Genomic DNA, 20,078 nt, shown 5'->3' with positions numbered 1-20,078 from the left:
TCGACTAGCTGCTCAAAAATATTTGTCGGCATCAGCGAATGCCTGTGTTTGCAATATTATAGTGAAAGGTACAACAAAATGAAACGTTTTCTACATCGGGCTACACTTGCGGTCGCCTTATCTGCGATCGCAGCTACCGTCACCAGTTCACTTGCACCGATGCGGGTACAATCCCAGGCGATTTTGCTGAGTCAAAATGTTAATTTCAAGCCTCCCGATGTCACAGCCCCCGGCAGCCGACAAGGAGGGACACATCGCGGCAGCAAGCTTTGTCCGGCGGGTTTATCTATTACTCCTTTAGTGCCTCCAACTAATATCGGTTTAACCCTAACAGAGTCTCCCACAATTTTTGTCTATGTTCCTCAAACTTCAGCAGAAATAGAGTTTACTGTACTCAACGACAACGAAGACAAAGTGGTCTACGAAAAAACATTTAAACTTGACAAATCCGGGATTGTTGGAGTTAGCATTCCTGCTACGGCTAACAACAAATCCCTTGAAGTTGGTAAGCGATACGTGTGGTCGTTTTCGATGGTTTGCGACCCCGAAGACCGATCGGCAGATTTAGTTGTTAAAGGGTTCGTGCAGCGAATTGAACCGCAGGCAACTCTCAAGAGTGATTTGGCAAATCCCGACCCGATGACTAGGCTCAACGTTTACGCTAAAAATGGGATTTGGTACGAAACTATCGCTACTTTAGCCCAAATGCGACGCCAGACACCGGGGGATGCGATGCTGACAGCCAAGTGGACCCAATTATTGCAGTCCCAAGGACTGGAATCAGTTGCAACTAAACCGCTGGTTGGCCCTCTTTAAATCTCGGTATTTCTTGAAGTTTTTTTCGGTCTTCAGATTGCGATGTAAAATTTGAAAAATTTACCCGATCGCCCCGGGGTCTAAACTCCGGGTTAACAGTGCAAATGCGATATATAATATCTCACAAATTGGTAAAAAAATGAAACGTTTTCTACATTTTACTGCACTGGCGATGGCTGTATTGGCGATCGCAGTTACTCTCCCCAGTTTGCTTGCACCGATGCAGGCTGTACCTGTACCCATTCTGCTGAGTCAGAATGTTAATTTCAAACCCCCAGATGTCACAGCCCCCGACAACCGGCAAGGGGGGACTCATCGAGGCTGTCAGTTACGCAAAGGTTTATCCATTACTCCCTTAATACCTGAAAGCAATATTGGTTTAACGCTAACAGAGTCGCCAACATTTTTTGTATATGTTTCTCAACCGGCGGCTCAAGTAGAGTTTATTTTGCTAAACGAGGATGAATCCGAAGTAGTTTACGAAACTACTATCAAAAATGACAAAGCCGGAATTGTTGGAGTTAGCCTTTCTGAGAAAGACAAGACAAAAAATATTGAGGTTGGTAAGCGATATGTGTGGTCGTTTGCACTAGCCTGCGATCCTCTGGAGCGTTCGGGAGATTATATTGTTAAAGGATGGATGCAGCGAATAGAACCGCAGCCAACTCTCAAAAGCGATTTGGCAAATCCCGACCCTATGGCTAAGGCGATCGCTTATGCTGAAAATGGGATTTGGTACGAAACTATTGCTACTCTTGCCCAAATGCGCAGCCTCGCACCCGATGATTCGCGGCTGAGGGCAGAGTGGACGAAATTGTTGGAGTCTCAAGGACTAGAATCGATTGCTACTCAACCCCTAGTTCAGTCTTTTTAATAACGACTCTTGACCAATCAATGCTGAGTGTTTGCACAGTCAATTATTCAATTCTTCAATGCAGTAACCGAAAGCAGCCAGGGTACAAGCCCCGAATTTAGAGGTGCAGAAATAAAAAACATAGTCTCCGATAACAAGTCCCCGAATTCATCAGTGATCTCGCTTCGATCGAGGCTCCAATTGTTCAATTGTTCAATCCCAAATCGAAAATCGAAAATCGATTAAAAAGTCCCAGGATTTATCAGCGATCTCGCTTTGTTCAATTCTCCAATTGTTCAATTGTTCAATCCAAATCGAAAATCGAAAATCGATTAAAAAGTTCCAGGATTCATCAGCGATCTCGCTTTGTTCAATTCTCCAATTGTTCAATTCTTCAATCCCAAATCTAAAATCTAAAATCTAAAATCTAAAATCGATTGATGGCTAATAACTTTCCGACAATTCTAGCTCTTGATTTTGACGGTGTGATTTGTGACGGACTAATCGAATATTTCCAAACAGCTTGGCGTACCTACTGTCAAATCTGGAAACCAGTCGAAACAGTGCCCGATCCAGATTTAGCTTTGAGTTTTTACCGAGTGCGGCCCGCCATCGAAACTGGTTGGGAAATGCCGCTGCTGATCCGCGCACTGCTGACAGGAATTACGGAAGAACAAATTTTGTTAGAGTGGCCGCATATAGTACCGCATTTATTGACCGAAAATAATTTGAAAGCGCAGTCTGTCGGCGCTATGTTAGACGGATTGCGCGATAATTGGATTGCTGAGGATTTAGCTGGGTGGCTGTCTTTGCACCGCTTTTATCCAGGGGTAGCCGATCGCTTGCACTCCTTGCAGGAGAGGGGAGTGAAAGTGGCGATCGTCACTACAAAGGAAGGTCGTTTTGTGCGGGAACTTTTGCAGCTAGCAAGCGTACAAATGCCGTCAGACTTTATTTTTGGCAAGGAATACAACAAGCCGAAGCACCAAATTTTGCGGGAATTTTTGGCAGCGGCGGGCAAAGATTCGACTATTTGGTTTGTAGAAGACCGGTTAAAAACTTTGCTGTCGGTGAAGCAGCAGCCGGATTTATCTCAGGTGAGGTTATTTTTGGCTGATTGGGGTTACAATACTTTGGCAGAACGAGAATCGGTAGCTCAAACTCCACCCGTTCAATTGCTTTCTCTGTCGCAGTTTGCCGGAGATTTTGCCGATTGGCTGCCGAGCGAATGTTGATGTTAAATTTGTTGGCAGGTGGGATTTTTTTCACTTTTCAGAGTCAAAAAAATCACAAAATTTTACATCTTTTTTGTTGACTTTTGAGGCGGTGGCATGGTATATTAATATAATGGGATGGTTGCAAAAATAATATTTTTGCAACCATCCCATTATAAGATATATAATAACAGGAATTGCCGAAACAAGCAAGGATATCGAAAAAAAAAATTGATTTTTTTATACAGTCTTGGAGGTACTATTGACCTGAGAAACCAGTTTTTTTATAGTTTGTTCGGGATGCAACGAAGTATTTTAGTTTATCAAACCCAGTTTATGACAAAAAAAGCAAGTTTCTGAACCCAAAATTTGAAAAGTGTTTTGATAATTTCTCAGATGGAAAGCTTTCTAATATTGAGACTTAAAACCAATGCTCGATTTAACTAAAGCAGCCAAGGCAATGCAGGGAATGAGCCAACATTTGAATGTGGAAGCTCAGGCGGCTCGCCAGCGTTTGGAAGTGGCTCAGAATTTGCTGTTGAAGGCGGCAGGGGAACAGGCAAAATTGGTGGAATTGCAAGAGAATTGGCGCGATCGCACTTTATTCAATGCTGCCACGCCGATCGAGCCCTTAGACGATCGCACCTACATCACCGCACCCCCCGCAGCTCACACAGTCTTTGCCACAGACGGATCGCAAATTTCCCCCAACCATCACGAAATAGCCTACTGCTACCTGCTAAACGTCGGCACAGTCATGCTGCACTACGGACAAAGCCGCCACCCAGTTTTAGACAGCGTGCCCGAGGTTTTCTACAAACCCGAAGATTTGTACGGTTCGCGGCAGTGGGGAATTAGAACCGAAGAATGGATGGGATATCGGCGAGCAGTTTCCGAAGCAATTGCCTTAGCAGAAATGGGCTGCAATTGGGCAAAAGTTAACGACAATAAATTGCCCGCGCCAGCTTTAGCAATGGTAGACGGTTCCCTGATTTATTGGTTTTTGGAACAGTTACCCACCGAAGCGCGCGATCGAATTTTGCTGCCAATTTTAGAAGCTTGGGACAAGTTGCGTTTAGCAGGAATTCCGCTGTTAGGATACTTAAGCGCTTCTCGCAGCAGCGAAAGCTTATCTTTTTTGCGGTTTGAAGCTTGCACCCACGAAGTACCAGACTGCATGACAAACTGCCCGAACGTCGGATTTTCCGCCACCATTTCTTTCGCCGAAAAAGCACCTTGTCAACAATTTGAACCTCTGCGGGATGCCATCTTGTGGGCAACAATCCTGTCGCCCGGACAAAGAAGCCCTTTGTGGAAATCCCAAGCTCGAATTTTAGATTTGTACGGTCTTAATTCCGTCTGTTTCTGTTACGTTCACGTCGGCACAGAAATTGCTAGAATAGAAGTGCCGGAATGGGTAGCACAAGATCCAGCACAGCTAGATTTAGCATTGGGAATGATGCTGGCTCAGGTACACAAAGGCGGCGGCTATCCGGTGACGCTAGCAGAAGCTCACAATCAAGCGGTAGTCACGGGGGGCGATCGAAGTCGCTTTTTCGCTTTGTTAGAGCAGCAAATGATTAAAGCCGGCTTAAAGAATGTCGGAATTTCTTATAAGGAAACACGGAAACGCGGCAGTATTGCTTAAAGTAATAAGTACAGTAGTCTTGGACGCAGAAACCGGGTTTTTACCGAAATACTGCATTTGAGCCTTTAACACAGATAAACAAGTCGGTTTTTTTGGTATTGATGCGTAAGTTATGTAGAGTTAAAATAGAGTTAAAAATGTTATATGCCAATAGAATTAATTATCTTAATTGCTTCGTTACTTGTATCTTGGCTGGTGTTTAATTGGGCTTTTAAAGTGTTGAAAGCAAGCATCGGGACAGCGATTGCTTTAGCAGCAATTGTGCTGGCAATGCAGTTATTGTTTGGCATCGGGCCCAACCAGCTTTTCCAACACATAATTCACCTGCCGGAAACCCTAGGGAAAATGATTTCGGGCAAGTGATCCGATTTTAGATTGGCGATTTTAGATTTTAGATTTTTTTAGATACCCGACTTATTCAAGAAGTCGGGTATCTGGGTATTCCGATAATTTTTCCTCTTCCTTCAGATATTAACTTCCCAGCATTTGCAGCTTGTACAAACTGGCATATAAACCTTCTTGCTGCAACAATTCTTCGTGGCTGCCAGACTCTACTAACTGCCCGCGTTTGAGTACTAAAATACGATCTACATTGCGGATAGTCGAGAGCCTGTGAGCAATAATTATAGCCGTTCTGTCGGCCATCAAACGCTCTAGAGCTTCTTGAATTAAAGCTTCCGTCCCCACATCCAAACTAGCAGTTGCCTCGTCTAGAACTAAAATACTGGGATTGCGAATGGCGGCGCGAGCAAACGCTAATAATTGCTTTTGTCCCCCCGAAAGATTGGTTCCCCGTTCCCGCAATTGCGTGTCGTAACCTTGAGGCAACTGTTCGATTAAACGGGCAACATTTGTCTTTTCTGCTGCTGCTTGAATTTCCTCAATCGAGTAATTTTCTCCCAGGCTGATATTGCTCTTCACGTCACCAGCAAATAGAAAGCCATCTTGAATAATCACGCCTATGTGCCGGCGTAACTCTGCCTGAGGCAAATCCCGAATATCCACATGATTAACCAGAATCCGCCCTTTACTAGGTTCGTAAAGGCGACACAGGAGACGGATAATCGAACTTTTGCCCGCACCGGTAGGGCCGACTAATGCTACTTTTTCGCCGGATTTGATGGTGAAATTGAGGTTTTGCAGGACATATTCGTCTTCTTTGTAAGCAAACCACACGTTGTCAAATTGGATTTCTCCCGATTCATAATTCTGCGATTTGGCATTTTCTCCCCCCCTTAGCAAGGTGGGGTTGTCGGGGCGCGATTGGGGATTGTTAGGCAATAAACGATATTCTGAACTTGCTGGATTTTGATGATTATCTGCCAATTCTCGATCGAACGGAGACAAGTTATAAGCCGTTGCCTCTGGATGTCCAGTGATTAGCAGCGGTGAATAACCTGCCCTTCTTCCTTTTTCCCTCTTCCCTCTTCCTTCTTCCTTCTTCCCTCTTCCCTCTTCCTTCTTCCCGCTAGTTGGATCTTTTATTTCGATCGGTTCGTTGAGAATATCGCTAATCCGTTCGACAGCGGTAAATCCTGCTTGAATTGCAGTGAATTTCTCAGCAAATTGCCGCAGCGGATCGAAGAGACGCTGAGCAAATAAAATGAATGCAGAGAGAGTACCGAAGTTAAGATTACCGGCTAAAACCCTTTGACCGCCCATCCACAAAACCCCTGCGATTGCCACTAAAGCAATCCATTCTAAAGTTGCAGATACGGCTGAGTCATAAAAGATAGTTGTGTCAACGGCTTTAATGTACCGTTTATTGGTGACGCGAAACAATTCTGAGTTGAATCTTTCGCGGCGGAATAGCTGCACTACGCCAATACCAGTCAAGTTTTCTTGCAGTTGTGAGTTAAGGTCTGAAAGTTCTTCTCGGGTATTGTAATTTGCTATGCGATATTGGTTCTGGAAATAAATTATGACTGCGCTAATTGGTATCATCATCAGCACCAACATTAAAGCTAGTTGCCACTGCAGGGTAAACATGAAAATGGCAATTACTAAAATTGAAAATAAATCGCTGACAATGCCGATCGCCCCTGAAGAGAAAACCTCTCCCAAAGCTTCCACATCGCTGGTGAGGCGAGTCATCAATTTACCGACAGGAGTGCGATCGAAAAATCTCACTGCTAGCGATGTGACGTGGGCGAACAAATCATTTCTAATATCTGTAGTAATTATTTGCCCTACTTTGGTGACTAAATAGCCTTGAACTGATTGCAATGCCAATCTAAGTGTTATAGTTAGCATGAGCAAAATAGCCAAAATATTCAATGCAGCAGATAAAGGCAATCCCCGCAAGAATTCGTAGGTAGGTTCCGAGCGAATTACCGAAATTGCCTGTCCGATGAGAATGGGTTGAATTGCTCCTGAGACTGCTAGCGGTACTAATAGTGCGATCGAAATAATCAGCAAGCGTTTGCTGCGGGTTGCGTAAGATGCCAACCTCATGAATAACCGCCAGTCTGTTTCCTGGCCGGATTTGTTTTTGGTGTCTGCTACTGGTGAGGAAGTTGTCATCCGATTTTAGATTTTAGATTTTAGATTTTAGATTGCAGAAGCTGTTATGCTACTAAATTTGGGGGCTTTTGCTGAGGATATCGAGCTTGTTTTTCGCTGCGCGGCTTGTAGGGCGGACGGGCGAGATCGGTTAGCTCAGCTTTGAGCAAAAAAGCTGTACAATATATCCAAATCACAATTGTAGCAAATAGAGTCAGTTAAATTAGGAAATCTTCTACAGCTCCAGCAAATTATCGCTCCCGACAGCACTCTGTCGCCCATATTTATTACAACAGCGGATACCCGCTACTTGCCACTTTATGCCTTTAGAGATAGAGTTCGCCACTGGTTTTATTTGCTGGATCAAAGGCTGGTTTTCAAAAGGCAGTTCACTGCATTGAAGAGATTGATTCTACATTTCACCGTTACCCCAAGGAAAGTGTATTAGACTTTTTGCTGATAAATTATGCACGAAATAGAAACAGCCCGATTGTATCTGAGACAATTTACGCCAGACGACTTAGATGACCTGTACCGCATCTACAGCGATTCAGAAGTGATGAAATATCTGAATGAAGGCGTCAGAAATAGAGAAGAAACAGCAGCAGATTTATTTCAGATAATCGCAGATTGGGAAAAACACGCTTTCGGTTTGTGGGCTGTTGTCAATAAAGAAAATAACCAATTGATCGGCGACGGGGGGCTTCGCTTATTACGCGAAACACCTGAAGTAGAAGTCGGTTACGTGTTAGCAAAAGCGTATTGGGGCAAAGGTTTAGCATCGGAAGTTGCAGTGGCTAGCCTCAAGTATGGATTTGAAGTATTGAAACTAGAAAAAATTGTCGCTGTTGCAGATACCGAAAACATAGCCTCGCGGCGGGTAATGGAAAAAGTGGGGATGAGATACCAGCATAACCTCCAGGATTCCGATCGAGTATATTATTCAATCTCGCGAAAAATCTACCAGTCAAAAGTAGTTTAGTTGAGTGGAGGAAGGAAATCCAACCAAAATGTTTGTAGCAAAAATTATCAAAACTGGTATCATAATCTAGGGGTAAAAATTATATTAATCATGCGAGAAATAGAGACAGCCCGATTGTATCTGAGACAATTTACGCCAGACGACTTAGACGATCTGTACCGCATTTACAGCGATGAAGAAATAATGAAATACTTGAGAGGAGTTAAAACTAGAGAAGAAACAGAAATCGCCATTCATAATATGCTCAAACGTTGGGCAGAAAACAACTTCGGAATGTGGGCTTTAGTACATAAAATAGACCGTAAAATGATTGGTCGCTGCGGACTTGCTTTTCTCGACCAAACACCGGAAGTTGAGCTGGGCTATGCGCTAGACAAAATTTACTGGAATCAAGGATTAGTCACAGAAGCATCTTTTGCTAGTCTCAACTATGGATTTAAAATATTAAATCTGGATAGAATAGTTGCGATCGCCCGTCCAGAAAATATCGCCTCCCAGCGGGTGATACAGAAAGTTGGCATGAAATATGAAAAAAATGCTCGTTATTACGAAACCGATGTACTATATTACTCTATCTCGCGAGAAACCTACGAGTCATTCGATTTTAGATTTTAGATTTTGGATTTTAGATTTACCCGACGGATAAATTCGGGGGCTTGAGAATTTGAGATTTTGGATTGATTCCACGGATAAATCACGTGGCGGGTACCATGAAGAAATTCTCGGTCACAAGTAGTTTGGTAAGGCGTGCGTTGCACACCTTACTGAGTTGAAATTACTCGCATTGCAATTTGTCATTATTGCTGCTGACAACTACGAAGTTCTTTGCAATTGCTTGTTAACTTTTTGAATTTTCTTAGCAAAATACTCTTGTCTGTGTCCCAATCTTTTAGCCACGTCCAACCCTTTTTGATAGGATTCCAAAGCTTTATCGTAAGCCTTCATCTCTTGATAAACTTGACCGATATTGTCATAAGCATTCATCAATCCGTAGAAATTGTAAGCCCGCTCTTCTAACAGCAACTGCATTTGATAAATCCGCAAAGTCGGCTCCCACTGCTTTTGCGATCGGTAAAGCAATGCTAATTTATCCAAAGCTTCGCTAGCTTGAGCATACTGTTGAATGGGGACGGCTAAATTGTAGGCTTCCTGATAGTATTGAGCTGCTAAATTGATTTGACCGATGGTTTGGTAATCGCTGGCGATCGCAATTTTGAGCGGTGGTATAGCGCTCGGGTTTTGCAGGTTGACATACACTGATGCTAGCTTTTCCCTGGCTGCGATCGCCTTTAGGGGTTGTTTCGACTGCTGGTAAACGTAGGCCAACTGTCTCAGAGTATCTACCTCAGTTGGAGGAGTTACAGGTTGCGGCGGCGCACCGTTTCCCGCAACAACAGCAGAATTTTGCACAGCAGAATTAGCAGCAAATAAATCGCGGTTTTCCTGAATTAAAGTAGCCAGTTCCTCATACACGGGAGCAGCTTTATCGTAACTCAACCAATTGATGTGAATAAGCCCGATCGCCTTCAAAATCTGACCTTCAGCCAATATATCTTGGTTTTGGCGCGCGTTTTCGAGAATTTCTTGGTAAACTTCTACAGTCGGGCCTTTAGCGCGCACCTGCTGAAAAGCCGCAGCGAAGGCGGGGAGCAACTCAGTATTAAGTGGTACTTGGGATTTGACTTGTTTTTGAATTGCTTGCAACCGTTTAGTAATAAGCTGTAATTCCAGGTTTTTACCGTTACTCCAAGCAACACTTCCCACCCGACTCAAAGCAGCAATTTCCGCCGCCGGGCCCAGATACCTCCGCAGCCGCAATTCTCGGAACCAAATATCAAAAGCACCAACCCCATCTCCAGCTTCCAGTTTAGCCGCTGCTTCTAAGTTTAACTCCTCCAAAGCCGCTGTCAGTTCCTCCCGCTGAGTGCTGCTCAAAGATTCAGTAGCGGGAGCTAGGGGATCGGGTGTGGTAATTTCTAGAGGATTAGGAGAAAATTGATCGAGGCCTGGTGGATTAGTTTGGGCGCTAGCAATAGAACCAGCACACAGCCACAAAAAAAGCAAGCACCCAATTGGCACAGAACTTCTCATTCTCAAAATTTGGTTGCCGCGATTCGGCATTCCTTCTCGAAACATCAAATTTTGCATATCTACAAAACGGTATAAATTATGTTACAAAGATGGCACAAAAGCAAACAGTTCAACAAGAGCAGCAAAATAAATGTCACCGCACTGAGCAATTCTTGGCATTTGAAGACGCTGGGCGATCCTCTTCGAGGGCTTCGCCAACGTATTTTACGCTTATTCAGTCTAGCCCTAATTCTGTTAACTGTTTGCACGGCTTGCGCCCCCCCTCCCGCAGTTGCTAGAGACCGCTCTTTTCCAGAAATGTCCCTAGAATTTTTGGGCGAGTACCAATTGCCAAAAATGAATTTTGAAGGAGTACCAGTCGGCGGTTTGTCAGGAATTACCTACGACCCCAAAGGTATTAGTGCAGCCACTTCCAAAGCTTATCGCTTTTACGCTCTTTCCGACGACCCCAGCGAAAACGGAGAAGCGAGATTTTACAGTCTGCGACTAGACCTCACATCAAGCGACCCAGCAAATATTCGCCTGAAAAAAGTTACCGTTGAAGGCGTTACATCCCTCAAACAAGCAGACGGTGAAACCTTCTCTTGGGGTTCCATCAATCCCGAAGGCATCGCCCTTTCTCCCCGCAACTCAGTATTTGTCGCCAGCGAAGGCGTTACTCATGTTGGCATCCCTCCTTTTATCGGAGAATTTGACCTCAAAACAGGGCAAATGCGGGGAAATTTGCCGATTCCAAAGCGCTATATTCCCGATACCAGCGATGAAAAACAGCAGCAAGGAGTGGTGGACAATTTAGGTTTTGAATCTTTAACCATCGACCCAGAAACCTTTAGTCCGGGCGGTCTAGATCCGTTTCGTTTGTTCGCAGCTACGGAAGCGCCGTTAATGCAAGATTTAGACCCCGAACAGGCAAGCAAACTCCGTGTTTTACATTATATCATCGTCGATAAAAAGCCGCAATTAGTTTCAGAAAATCTTTACAAGCTCGACCAAGTTCCCCTGACTATTTTGAACGGTTTAACAGAATTAGTCACTGTCGGCGGCGGTCAGATTCTGAGTTTAGAACGTTCTTTTGGGCTGTCGGGATACAGCGCTAGGATTTATCAAGTAGCGTTTGGGGCGGCTACAGACACTTCTAGAATTCAGAGTTTTAAAGGGCAATTACCAACGGTCGAACCTGTTAAGAAAAAGTTGCTGCTAGACTTGAGCGAACTCGGAATTCCGCTGTACAATTTAGAGGGGATGACCCTCGGCCCGCGCTTGCCAGATGGCAGCCATAGTCTAGTTTTGGTCAGCGATGACAATTTTGATGAAGCGCAGAAAACTCAGTTTATCTTGTTGAGTTTGAAGGGCAAAGGTTAAGTCAGAAGGGCGGGCTAGAAGCCCACCCACAAGAAGATTTATTCTTTGTGAAAAATGCCGGAAAGCCTGTTGAGGAAAACCGTACAATAAAATTCACTCTTTGTGGAACAGGCCGGAAAGCCTGTTTATAAAAAAGTTAAATCACATTTATCCACCTAGAAAACACCCTCTTTGTGGAACAGGCCGGAAAGCGTGTTCATAAAAAACTTAAACACATTTATCCACCTAGAAAACACCCTAATCATGCCAACTCGCAAGACTTTGCAATTACCAGACATCGAACTTTCTTACCTAGAATGGCAGCCAGAAACAGGCAAAGAAAAAGTTCCGCGTTTACTGCTGCTGCACGGTTTAGCAGATAGTGCGTGTGTCTGGACTAGCTTCGGCAATTACTTGTCCAACCGCTATCATATTGTAGCGCCAGATATGCGCGGTCACGGAGAGAGTAGCAAACCGAAAACAGGCTATACTTTTAAAAGTGCGATCGCAGATTTAGAAGCTTTGATGGCACATCTCAACTGGCCTGACGCCCACATTTTAGGACATTCTTGGACGGGAAAACTAGCACCGATTTGGGCGAGGCAAAATCCCGATCGCTTTTGCAGTATGATTTTAGTAGACCCCATCTTCATCACCAAACTGCCCGCCGCGCTTAAACTCACCCTGCCAATTGTTTACCGAAGATTAGACTGTCTCAAATGTGTGGGCCCGTTTGCGACTTTATCCCAAGCAGAAGCAGCAGCAAAACAATCGGGAGAATACGCAGATTGGAGTGACGTGCAGCAAAGGGTATTCCAACAGCAAATCGAACAAAAATCAGATGGAACTTGGGGCAGTAAATTTGCGATTGCAGCCAGAAATCAGATATTTGCAGAAGTGATGAAAGTAGCCGGTTTAACTGAAAATATTGAGATCCAGACTTTGTTTGTACAGCCGGAAAAAGGCGTAAATCGCATGGATTGGCAAATGCAGCCATACAATAGATACTTGAAAAATCTTACTGTTGCAAAAGTACCGGGGAATCACTGGTCTTTTTTGACTGAACCGGAAACTTTTAATCAAACTGTGGCAGATTTTTTAGAGGGTACAAGACAGTGAATGTAGAAATTATCGCACATCGGGGATTTTCGGCGATCGCCCCCGAGAATACTTTAGCAGCTTTTGAACTGGCGATCGCCCGTGGAGCTGATTCGATCGAATTTGACATCCAGCTATCCGCCGACAACGTACCAGTGATTTTTCACGACGCCACATTAGATAGAATCACTGGAGTTGCTGGCAAAGTGAGGGAAACAAGCCTGTCTGAATTGCAGACACTTAATGCGGGAAAATGGTTTAGCGATGAATTTTCACAACAAAAAATTCCTACTTTAAAAGAATCATTAGCTATCCTCAAAAATGTTGACAAATTTCTTTACTTTGATGTCAAGCCTCACTGCGAGTGGTCTGATGCAGATATCGCGGATTTTGTCAACACTTTGAAGGGCGAAAACATCCAGCATAAATGCGTTATTACGTCCTTTAACGATGGATTTCTGGAACAAGTGCGGCGGCTATCTGGCGATTTGGCGATCGGACACATTGTTGCTAATCTAGAAGCATACAAAACTCAATTTGCTCAAGCTGTGGCGCATGGGGATAATTTGATTAGCAGTCAGTATCGCGTGTTGCTGGAAAACCCCGCACTAATTCAAGAAAGCCGGAGTCAGGGAGTTGACATTGTGGCTTGGACTGTGGACGATCGAGCAGATATGCAAAAGTTACTTGATTTGGGTATAACGCGGATAGTCACTAATTGTTTGATATAATCTTTTTAACCGCAGATAAACGCAGATAAACGCAGATAAACGCAGATAATAGATGAATTACTTTCGCAAAACCATCCACCAAATGTCTGGCTATGTGCCGGGGGAACAGCCACCGCTAGGCACAAAAATTATTAAACTAAATTCTAATGAAAATCCCTATCCGCCTTCTCCAACAGCCTTAAAAGTGCTTCAGGAAATAGACGGAGAAATGCTGCGGCGCTATCCCGATCCAACTGGCAAAAGTTTTCGCATGGCTGCTAGTAAAGTGTTAGGAGTACCTGACGATTGGATTGTTGTAGGTAACGGCAGCGACGATTTATTAAACTTGATAGTTCGCGCTGTGGGCGAAGCCGGTAAACCAGTTGTTTGTCCTGCTCCTACCTACGTCTTATACCGCACTTTGGCAGAAATTCAAGAGGCAGAATTTGTCGAAGTTCCTTATCCCGACGACTACAATTTACCAGTCGATTTGTTAATAGCAGCCCGAGGTGCTGTGACATTTGTAGCCTCGCCCAACAGTCCATCGGGAACAGCCATATCTGTTGCAGATTTGGAGAAACTGGCTCAAGAGTTATCGGGTCTTCTTGTCATCGACGAAGCTTATGTAGATTTCGCAGAAAATAATGCTTTGGAATTGGCAAAAAAGTACAGTAATGTTATAGTATTGAGGACGCTTTCAAAAGGTTATTCCCTAGCAGGATTGAGGCTGGGTTTTGGCATAGCAAATCCGGCGCTGCTGGCAGAATTAAATAAAATCAAAGACAGCTATAATGTGGATGCTTTAGCCTATGCAGTGGGGGCGGCTGCGATCGCCGATCGAAACCACAAAACAGCCAACGCCGAAAAGATTAAGGCCTCGCGAGCAAAACTAGCCGTTAGTTTCCAGGAATTAGGCTTTGAAGTTTGGCCCTCGCAAACCAATTTTTTGTTAGTTAGGCCACCAAACGGCGATGCAGAAAGAATTTATCAAACGCTGAAAGTACGGGGAATATTGATTCGATACTTCAACCAGCCGCGATTGGAAGACAAATTGCGGATTAGTGTAGGTACGGAGGAACAGAATCAAACCTTAGTGAAAACTTTGAAAGAAATTCTCTAAATAACGATCGCACTCAAATTAGTTTCTAGTGATGACTTTAGTCCTCTGATTTGTATGAAGACTTGCATTCCTCACTACACACAGCTTGATTACGGATAATTATTAGGATTATCCGTCGCCAACCCTTCCGACTGAGCAATATCCAGCAATCTGTTATCCGCCGAAACAAAAACCAGTTGAGTATCTGGCACGAAAAAACGAACGAGAGTAGATTTAACCCGCAAAGCTGACGCTAATTGCACAGAATCATAAGCCCGCAGCGGGTTTTGCATCACCAGTGCACCCGCTGTTTCTATCAAAGTGCGATCGACTTCAAGAACTTCATACTGGTTATCAAAATCCGTGCGAAAATCTCCCATAAGTTGGTCAACCTCATCGACAGATAGACTACCCTCTCGTTGACGGCGTGAAAAAGCGCTGCATACCTCCACCCAAGTAATCTGAGAAATCGCGAGAAAGTTACCTGCTGCTGGAAGAGTAATTGATTGAATCCAATTACTTCCCAATTCAGGCACATACCGTTTAACCAAAGCGCTGGTGTCTAAGAAATAGGCATTTACCACGGGCCGCGATCCTCAATAACGATTTCAGAAAGAGGTTTCCCCACTCTTCCCTTCAGTTTTTCAAACAGTTCGCGCCGCTTTTGTTCTGCGGCTGCATCTAGCTTAAACTGTTTTGTTGGAAAAGGCACCAATTGCCCTTCTGTCATCATCTTAATCATCGACTTTTGGCGCTGCGACACTTCCGCTACAATTGTGATTTCCACAGTTTCCCCATCATTCAATGACAAAGGACTCAGGGGACGAAAAACCCCGTTTTCGTACACAGCAGTAATAGTTTCTGGCATAATTAGCCTCTTAATTAAATGCTTTGACTTATTGTACTTCTTTTAGAGTTTTCAGTAGGGTGCGTCAGTTGTGATTATTTTTGCTCCCAACAAACCATCTCGGAACTGACGCACCTGACAACAAATGGTGCGTCAGAATAATACTTTCGGCGCTGATTTAAAATCTCAAAACTGACGCACCCTACCGCTGATACAGCATATTCCATGTATATGCGGTACACACAACAAGGGTCGTAAGTAAGGTGCGTCGCCACCCGTCTGGCGAGCAAGTTCCATTAAACATGAGCAGCGACGCACCCTACATAACACGTACCGCACAATTAAGGCGGATACTGTACTTCACGAACCCGGAATATGCTGTATCATCAGTCATTCCCGGTTCTTTAATCTAAAATCTAAAATCTAAAATCTAAAATCGTCTTACTTCGTTGCTACCACAGCCAAATTCCAAGCCAAGCGCTTCATCAAAGGCAACTTTTTCAAAAATTTATCCAACCCTTCCAATCGAGAGTATTCCGGTTTCAATCTCTCTTGTTCAATGATAATCTTTTTCCAATAACGCTCCTCATTGGGATGCACTTTTTCTATCAAATAAAAGCGCAAAAAAATCCACAGCGCCGTCAGCCAAAACGTATCGTAAGCCGTCTCCGAAAACAAAGACTTGACAAAATTCACAATATTAATATCCAAAGGAGCTTCATCCTCCGTCCGCACCTCAGTAGCCATCCTGCGGTAAACATTAATCACCGGATTGTGCTTCATCGGGTCCCAAAAACAAGCTTTACCCCCAGGCTTTAGGACGCGGTGCATTTCGCGAATTGCCTTGGATGGTTCAGGCAAATGATGCAGCAAATTAGAAGCATAAACAATATCAAAACTGTTGTCCGGGAAATCCAGCGCCATTGCATTTACCGTGCAGCCCTCTATTATGACGCCGTTTTTCTCGGCCAATTTCAGAGCAACTTCTACCATGCCCTGAGAATAGTCTGCAGCCACACAATTGGCACCTTTTTTAGCAAAATAAACGCTATTTTCTCCCGCGCCGCAGCCTAAATCTAAGAGGCGTTTGCCTGTAATATCGCCCATTTGCTGGACGATAAATCTATTTTCTGGGGCGGTGCAAGCTTCAAAGTAATCATTGACTCGAATGCCGTCAATATCGATTGTGGATGCCCAAGCATCGTGGAATTGCCGCTCTTTTTTTAAAGTTTCTTCTTGCATTTTTTAGGGTTTGTTGTTGCTAAAAAAGATTTTAATTTTTAACCGCAGATGAACGCGGATTAACGCAGATTTATTTAGATATATCTGCTGTTATGTGCGTTCGTCTGCGGTTTGTTTCAAGAAAAATGGCTGACAGTAAATTTATCAGCGCTGTGCTTTTGCAACAACTTGATTTCCGATCGCAGTTGGCTGTTGGGAGGATTTTTCAGCACTATGCTGCAATGCCTGATACAGCCGATTTAAAGCGCTGATGTAAGCTTCTGCGGAGGCTACGATAATGTCGGTATTTGCTGAGTGACCGGAAAATACTTTGCCTTCGTGGCGCAAGCGAATTGTTACTTCGCCGATCGCATCTATGCCCGCTGTTACCGATTGTACAGAAAACTCGATCAACTCGTTGGGTACGTTTACCACCCGGTTAATTGCCCTGTAAATCGCATCCACAGGCCCGGTGCCGATCGCAGCATCGGTCAATTCTTCGCCTGCCGGATTCCGCACAGTGACGGTTGCTGTCGGGCGAGATTTGTCGCCGCAGGAAACTTGCACCAATTCTAACCGGAATAGTTCCGGTGCTTGGTGCACTTCGTTGTTGGCGATCGCCTCTAAATCCCAATCAGTAATTTCTTTTTTCTTGTCCGCTAAATCTTTGAACTTGACAAAAGCCTTATTTAGCTCATCGTCAGCCATTTCAAAACCCAACTCTTTCAAGCGAGTGTGGAAAGCGTGGCGGCCGGATAATTTGCCCAAGACGATTTGATTTTCAGTCAAGCCGATCGACTCAGCGTCCATAATCTCGTATGTCCGCTTATTTTTGAGCACTCCGTCTTGGTGAATTCCCGACTCGTGAGCGAAAGCATTTGCCCCGACAATCGCCTTATTTGGCTGCACCAACATCCCCGTCAAATTGGAAACCAAGCGGGAAGTTTTGTAAATTTGGCGCGAGTCAATATTTGTCAGCGGTTCCTCAGAATCCGCAGCCCGGCCCAAGAACGGATTATAATATTGGCGCCGCACGTAAAGCGCCATTACCAACTCTTCCAGAGCCGCATTTCCCGCCCGTTCGCCAATCCCGTTAATCGTGCATTCTAACTGTCTGGCGCCATTTTTCACGGCTTCCAAAAAGTTAGCAACCGCCAATCCTAAGTCATTGTGACCGTGCACCGAAATAATTGCGCGATCGATATTCGGCACATTTTCCTTAATTCCCCGAATCAAAGCCCCAAATTCGCTCGGAGTCGTGTAGCCTACAGTATCGGGAATATTAACAGTAGTCGCACCGGCTGCGATCGCCCGTTCCAGAACCTGATACAAAAACTCCGGTTCCGAACGACAAGCATCTTCCGGCGAAAACTCCACATCATCCACAAAGGACTTAGCGTAAGCCACCATTTCCGGCACAATTTCCAGAACCTCAGCCCGCGTCTTTTTCAGCTTATGCTCCAAGTGAATGTCAGACGTAGCCAGAAACGTATGAATTCGCGCATTGGCTGCGGGTTTCAGAGCCTCTGCTGCTGTTTTAATATCCTCCTTTCTCGCCCTCGCTAAACCGCAAATTGTCGGCCCATCTTCCGTGCCAACCGATCGGGCTATTTTTTGGACTGCCTCGAAATCTCCCGTGCTGGTGAAAGGGAAACCCGCTTCTATCACATCCACGCCCAATCTCGCTAACTGGCGGGCGATCGTCAGTTTTTCATCCACATTCAGAGATGCACCCGGAGATTGTTCTCCGTCGCGCAAAGTCGTATCGAAAATAATAATCCGGTCTTGACTTGGTTGAGTTTTCATAGCTCTAAAAAAGTGTTTTCCTGATTTTTACTTGTCCGTTTTTCTGGATTTTTAGCCTCCAGTCAGTCGATTTGAGATTTGAGATTTTAGATTTGAGATTTACTCCACAGATGAATCTGGGAACTTGAACCTTAGTCTAAAATTTTGGGCTACTGGCGGCTCCTATCGGAAAGCAAGTATGCGTTTTTGGGCGGGGGCACCTGTCCCGTGTTTCGCGCCAATAACGAATAATTAATAACCCATAACCCATAACCCATAACTAATGACTAATAACTACTAACTACTGACTAATGACTAATAACTACTAACTACTGACTAATAATCCATCTTCTCGATATGTTCCCTAATTTCATTTAAGTCTATATACCTATCAGTAGCATTTCGTAACTCTCTAGCAATCATTCCTTCGGTTGATACCACAGTAATATGAGTATTTTTCGATCGCAACAGCTCGATCGCCCGCTCAAAATCCCCATCCCCGCTAAAGAGCACTACTTGGTCGTATTGATCCACCGTATTAAACATATCAACCACAATCTCTATGTCTAAATTAGCCTTTTGAGAATATCTGCCCGAAGCATCGTCGTAATATTCCTTAAGAATTTTAGTGCGAACCGTGTAACCCAGACTTATCAAAGCATCTCGAAATCCCCTTTGATCTTGGGGGTCTTTCAGACCCGTATACCAGAAAGCATTGATCAAGATGACATTCGGCTGCGAAGTTTTGAAATATTCGAGCACCCTGCGAGGATCAAAAAACCAGCCGTTCTTTTGTTGAGCGTAGAACATATTGTTCCCGTCCACAAAAATAGAAAGGCGGTTCATTAAGTTTGTCATAGAAACTTAGACCTAATAATTGTAGAAAGAAGTTAATCTAAATATCACATTTTAGCAACATGGAGCTAACTGAGGCAATAGATTAAACTTCAGAAAACTCCATCCCCCCAGTATTTCATATTTTCGCCTCTACCGCCAGAGGGCTCTTTTAACGCTGCTTGCATTCGATCGACAGTTCCGATCGAACCCGACGCCCTGTAACTCTATAGCGGCTGAGGTTTCAAGGTTAATTGGGCTTAAATCTACCGCCCTACCGCCCTACCGCCTTTGCAGGTATGCCGAAGCGCATTGCAGTACCTTTTGCTCCCCTGATTTCATAGCGCAGAGAACCCCCGCGATCAAGCCTTTTTGCTTTCAAGGGCCCAGCGAGCCAACTCTGTCCGGTTGTGCAGACCTGTTTTGCCCAGCATATTGCTGACGTGGCTTTCTATAGTCCGCTGGCTGACATTCATCACGTCTGCGATCTGGCGGTTTGCCATACCCTGCGCTAGCAACTGTACCACCTTTAACTCAGTTGGAGTCAATTCGACATTGCGGCGTGCCTTAATTTTTGGGCCGCTCTCAATACCTTCATTTCGGTGGCGAATCAAGCGGGATGCCGCTTTCAAAGAAGATTCTACTTGAGCTACCAGTTCTTCGGGTTCAAAAGGCTTAACTATATAAACGTCAGCCCCCGTGCTCAAGCCTTTTACTCGGTCTGAACTTTGACCTTTGGCGGACAAGAAAAGAACCGGAATCCAGCTAGTGCGAGGGTCTTCTCTGATGTGTTTGACTAAAGTGTAGCCGTCCATTTCCGGCATCATCACATCGCAGATCATCAAGTCGGGAACTTCTTGTTCTAGTTTTTCCAGAGCGTCTCTGCCGTTTTCTGCTGTAATCACGTTGTAACCCCGAAACTCCAAGTAGTCCTTGACCAGCAAGATCAAGTTGGGGTCGTCGTCAACCAGCATCAGCCGTTTTTGGTCTCCTGAAGTATTGTCCTTTGTCATGTTTATTCCCACTAAAGTATCCCG

The 20,078-nt window shown here is 44.5% G+C and carries 20 protein-coding genes; 11 read left to right on the top strand and 9 right to left on the bottom strand.

Annotated elements, in window-relative coordinates; all coding sequences use genetic code 11:
• The first annotated feature begins 78 nt into the window (after nucleotides 1-78).
• The 5 genes from QUA80_RS07820 (at nucleotide 79) to QUA80_RS07800 (ending at nucleotide 4,894) form a co-directional block, all read left to right on the top strand.
• Entirely contained in the window at nucleotides 79-816 is a 738-nt protein-coding gene (locus QUA80_RS07820) for a DUF928 domain-containing protein (RefSeq protein ID WP_333422957.1), read from the top strand.
• A 139-nt stretch (nucleotides 817-955) separates the two neighbouring features.
• Nucleotides 956-1,690 carry a DUF928 domain-containing protein gene (locus QUA80_RS07815; RefSeq protein ID WP_333422956.1) on the top strand — a complete coding sequence of 245 codons (735 nt, stop codon included), beginning with the start codon at nucleotides 956-958 and terminating at the stop codon, nucleotides 1,688-1,690.
• Between the two features lie 419 nt (nucleotides 1,691-2,109).
• Entirely contained in the window at nucleotides 2,110-2,904 is a 795-nt protein-coding gene (locus QUA80_RS07810; protein WP_333422955.1) for an HAD family hydrolase, read from the top strand.
• Between the two features lie 409 nt (nucleotides 2,905-3,313).
• Nucleotides 3,314-4,531, top strand: a complete 1,218-nt coding sequence (locus QUA80_RS07805; RefSeq protein WP_333422953.1) for a DNA double-strand break repair nuclease NurA — start codon at nucleotides 3,314-3,316, stop codon at nucleotides 4,529-4,531.
• A 144-nt stretch (nucleotides 4,532-4,675) separates the two neighbouring features.
• Complete coding sequence (locus QUA80_RS07800; RefSeq protein ID WP_172184703.1) at nucleotides 4,676-4,894, top strand: hypothetical protein; 219 nt, start codon at nucleotides 4,676-4,678, stop codon at nucleotides 4,892-4,894.
• Between the two features lie 108 nt (nucleotides 4,895-5,002).
• Here the strand turns inward: QUA80_RS07800 and QUA80_RS07795 are convergent, their stop codons facing one another.
• Nucleotides 5,003-7,054: an ABC transporter ATP-binding protein gene (locus tag QUA80_RS07795; RefSeq protein WP_333422951.1), complete on the bottom strand. Its 2,052-nt coding sequence runs from the start codon at nucleotides 7,052-7,054 to the stop codon at nucleotides 5,003-5,005.
• A gap of 44 nt (nucleotides 7,055-7,098) precedes the next feature.
• Complete coding sequence (locus QUA80_RS07790) at nucleotides 7,099-7,230, bottom strand: hypothetical protein (protein WP_333422949.1); 132 nt, start codon at nucleotides 7,228-7,230, stop codon at nucleotides 7,099-7,101.
• 269 nt (nucleotides 7,231-7,499) lie between these two features.
• Here QUA80_RS07790 and QUA80_RS07785 point away from each other — a divergent pair, with 269 nt between their 5' ends.
• Together QUA80_RS07785 and QUA80_RS07780 are read left to right on the top strand one after the other, a co-directional pair.
• A complete protein-coding gene (locus tag QUA80_RS07785; RefSeq protein WP_333422947.1) occupies nucleotides 7,500-8,015 on the top strand; it encodes a GNAT family N-acetyltransferase in 516 nt (171 codons plus the stop codon).
• A 90-nt stretch (nucleotides 8,016-8,105) separates the two neighbouring features.
• Complete coding sequence (locus QUA80_RS07780; RefSeq protein WP_333422945.1) at nucleotides 8,106-8,630, top strand: GNAT family N-acetyltransferase; 525 nt, start codon at nucleotides 8,106-8,108, stop codon at nucleotides 8,628-8,630.
• 198 nt (nucleotides 8,631-8,828) lie between these two features.
• Here QUA80_RS07780 and QUA80_RS07775 read toward each other — a convergent pair whose 3' ends face one another.
• Nucleotides 8,829-10,163: a tetratricopeptide repeat protein gene (locus tag QUA80_RS07775; RefSeq protein ID WP_333422943.1), complete on the bottom strand. Its 1,335-nt coding sequence runs from the start codon at nucleotides 10,161-10,163 to the stop codon at nucleotides 8,829-8,831.
• 21 nt (nucleotides 10,164-10,184) lie between these two features.
• On the opposite strand from QUA80_RS07775, the gene QUA80_RS07770 reads away from it, so the two are divergent.
• The 4 genes from QUA80_RS07770 (at nucleotide 10,185) to hisC (ending at nucleotide 14,375) form a co-directional block, all read left to right on the top strand.
• Nucleotides 10,185-11,468, top strand: coding sequence for an esterase-like activity of phytase family protein (locus QUA80_RS07770; RefSeq protein WP_333422941.1), 1,284 nt, complete (start codon nucleotides 10,185-10,187; stop codon nucleotides 11,466-11,468).
• Nucleotides 11,469-11,711: 243 nt separating this feature from the next.
• Nucleotides 11,712-12,566: an alpha/beta hydrolase gene (locus QUA80_RS07765; protein ID WP_333422939.1), complete on the top strand. Its 855-nt coding sequence runs from the start codon at nucleotides 11,712-11,714 to the stop codon at nucleotides 12,564-12,566.
• Complete coding sequence (locus tag QUA80_RS07760; protein ID WP_333422937.1) at nucleotides 12,563-13,276, top strand: glycerophosphodiester phosphodiesterase family protein; 714 nt, start codon at nucleotides 12,563-12,565, stop codon at nucleotides 13,274-13,276. The genes QUA80_RS07765 and QUA80_RS07760 overlap by 4 nt, the downstream gene beginning before the upstream one ends.
• A gap of 52 nt (nucleotides 13,277-13,328) precedes the next feature.
• On the top strand, nucleotides 13,329-14,375 hold the full coding sequence (hisC, locus tag QUA80_RS07755; protein WP_333422935.1) for a histidinol-phosphate transaminase: 1,047 nt from the start codon (nucleotides 13,329-13,331) through the stop codon (nucleotides 14,373-14,375).
• 89 nt (nucleotides 14,376-14,464) lie between these two features.
• Here hisC and QUA80_RS07750 read toward each other — a convergent pair whose 3' ends face one another.
• From QUA80_RS07750 to QUA80_RS07725, 6 genes are all read right to left on the bottom strand, one after another.
• Nucleotides 14,465-14,938 carry a type II toxin-antitoxin system VapC family toxin gene (locus tag QUA80_RS07750; RefSeq protein ID WP_333422933.1) on the bottom strand — a complete coding sequence of 158 codons (474 nt, stop codon included), beginning with the start codon at nucleotides 14,936-14,938 and terminating at the stop codon, nucleotides 14,465-14,467.
• On the bottom strand, nucleotides 14,932-15,222 hold the full coding sequence (locus QUA80_RS07745) for an antitoxin family protein (protein WP_193973425.1): 291 nt from the start codon (nucleotides 15,220-15,222) through the stop codon (nucleotides 14,932-14,934). The genes QUA80_RS07750 and QUA80_RS07745 overlap by 7 nt, the downstream gene beginning before the upstream one ends.
• Nucleotides 15,223-15,642: 420 nt before the next feature.
• On the bottom strand, nucleotides 15,643-16,443 hold the full coding sequence (locus tag QUA80_RS07740) for a class I SAM-dependent methyltransferase (RefSeq protein WP_333422931.1): 801 nt from the start codon (nucleotides 16,441-16,443) through the stop codon (nucleotides 15,643-15,645).
• Between the two features lie 144 nt (nucleotides 16,444-16,587).
• Nucleotides 16,588-18,228 carry a 2-isopropylmalate synthase gene (locus tag QUA80_RS07735; RefSeq protein ID WP_333422929.1) on the bottom strand — a complete coding sequence of 547 codons (1,641 nt, stop codon included), beginning with the start codon at nucleotides 18,226-18,228 and terminating at the stop codon, nucleotides 16,588-16,590.
• Nucleotides 18,229-18,543: 315 nt separating this feature from the next.
• Nucleotides 18,544-19,065, bottom strand: coding sequence for a LabA-like NYN domain-containing protein (locus QUA80_RS07730; RefSeq protein ID WP_006633075.1), 522 nt, complete (start codon nucleotides 19,063-19,065; stop codon nucleotides 18,544-18,546).
• A 338-nt stretch (nucleotides 19,066-19,403) separates the two neighbouring features.
• Nucleotides 19,404-20,054, bottom strand: coding sequence for a response regulator transcription factor (locus QUA80_RS07725; RefSeq protein ID WP_333236948.1), 651 nt, complete (start codon nucleotides 20,052-20,054; stop codon nucleotides 19,404-19,406).
• Between the last annotated feature and the right edge of the window lie 24 nt (nucleotides 20,055-20,078).

Origin of the sequence: Microcoleus sp. F4-D5 (assembly GCF_036704885.1) — a bacterium.
In the GTDB taxonomy this organism is placed as follows: domain Bacteria; phylum Cyanobacteriota; class Cyanobacteriia; order Cyanobacteriales; family Microcoleaceae; genus Microcoleus.
This window is presented reverse-complemented; position numbering and strand designations above follow the sequence as displayed.

Coding starts and splice junctions, on each gene's coding strand:
- QUA80_RS07740 (WP_333422931.1), bottom strand. CDS start 16,443: ATGCAAGAAGAAACTTTAAAAAAAGAGCGGCAATTCCACGATGCTTGG.
- QUA80_RS07765 (WP_333422939.1), top strand. CDS start 11,712: ATGCCAACTCGCAAGACTTTGCAATTACCAGACATCGAACTTTCTTAC.
- QUA80_RS07780 (WP_333422945.1), top strand. CDS start 8,106: ATGCGAGAAATAGAGACAGCCCGATTGTATCTGAGACAATTTACGCCA.
- QUA80_RS07820 (WP_333422957.1), top strand. CDS start 79: ATGAAACGTTTTCTACATCGGGCTACACTTGCGGTCGCCTTATCTGCG.
- QUA80_RS07725 (WP_333236948.1), bottom strand. CDS start 20,054: ATGACAAAGGACAATACTTCAGGAGACCAAAAACGGCTGATGCTGGTT.
- QUA80_RS07805 (WP_333422953.1), top strand. CDS start 3,314: ATGCTCGATTTAACTAAAGCAGCCAAGGCAATGCAGGGAATGAGCCAA.
- QUA80_RS07795 (WP_333422951.1), bottom strand. CDS start 7,054: ATGACAACTTCCTCACCAGTAGCAGACACCAAAAACAAATCCGGCCAG.
- QUA80_RS07770 (WP_333422941.1), top strand. CDS start 10,185: ATGTTACAAAGATGGCACAAAAGCAAACAGTTCAACAAGAGCAGCAAA.
- QUA80_RS07785 (WP_333422947.1), top strand. CDS start 7,500: ATGCACGAAATAGAAACAGCCCGATTGTATCTGAGACAATTTACGCCA.
- hisC (WP_333422935.1), top strand. CDS start 13,329: ATGAATTACTTTCGCAAAACCATCCACCAAATGTCTGGCTATGTGCCG.
- QUA80_RS07815 (WP_333422956.1), top strand. CDS start 956: ATGAAACGTTTTCTACATTTTACTGCACTGGCGATGGCTGTATTGGCG.
- QUA80_RS07730 (WP_006633075.1), bottom strand. CDS start 19,065: ATGACAAACTTAATGAACCGCCTTTCTATTTTTGTGGACGGGAACAAT.
- QUA80_RS07810 (WP_333422955.1), top strand. CDS start 2,110: ATGGCTAATAACTTTCCGACAATTCTAGCTCTTGATTTTGACGGTGTG.
- QUA80_RS07735 (WP_333422929.1), bottom strand. CDS start 18,228: ATGAAAACTCAACCAAGTCAAGACCGGATTATTATTTTCGATACGACT.
- QUA80_RS07775 (WP_333422943.1), bottom strand. CDS start 10,163: ATGCAAAATTTGATGTTTCGAGAAGGAATGCCGAATCGCGGCAACCAA.
- QUA80_RS07800 (WP_172184703.1), top strand. CDS start 4,676: ATGCCAATAGAATTAATTATCTTAATTGCTTCGTTACTTGTATCTTGG.
- QUA80_RS07745 (WP_193973425.1), bottom strand. CDS start 15,222: ATGCCAGAAACTATTACTGCTGTGTACGAAAACGGGGTTTTTCGTCCC.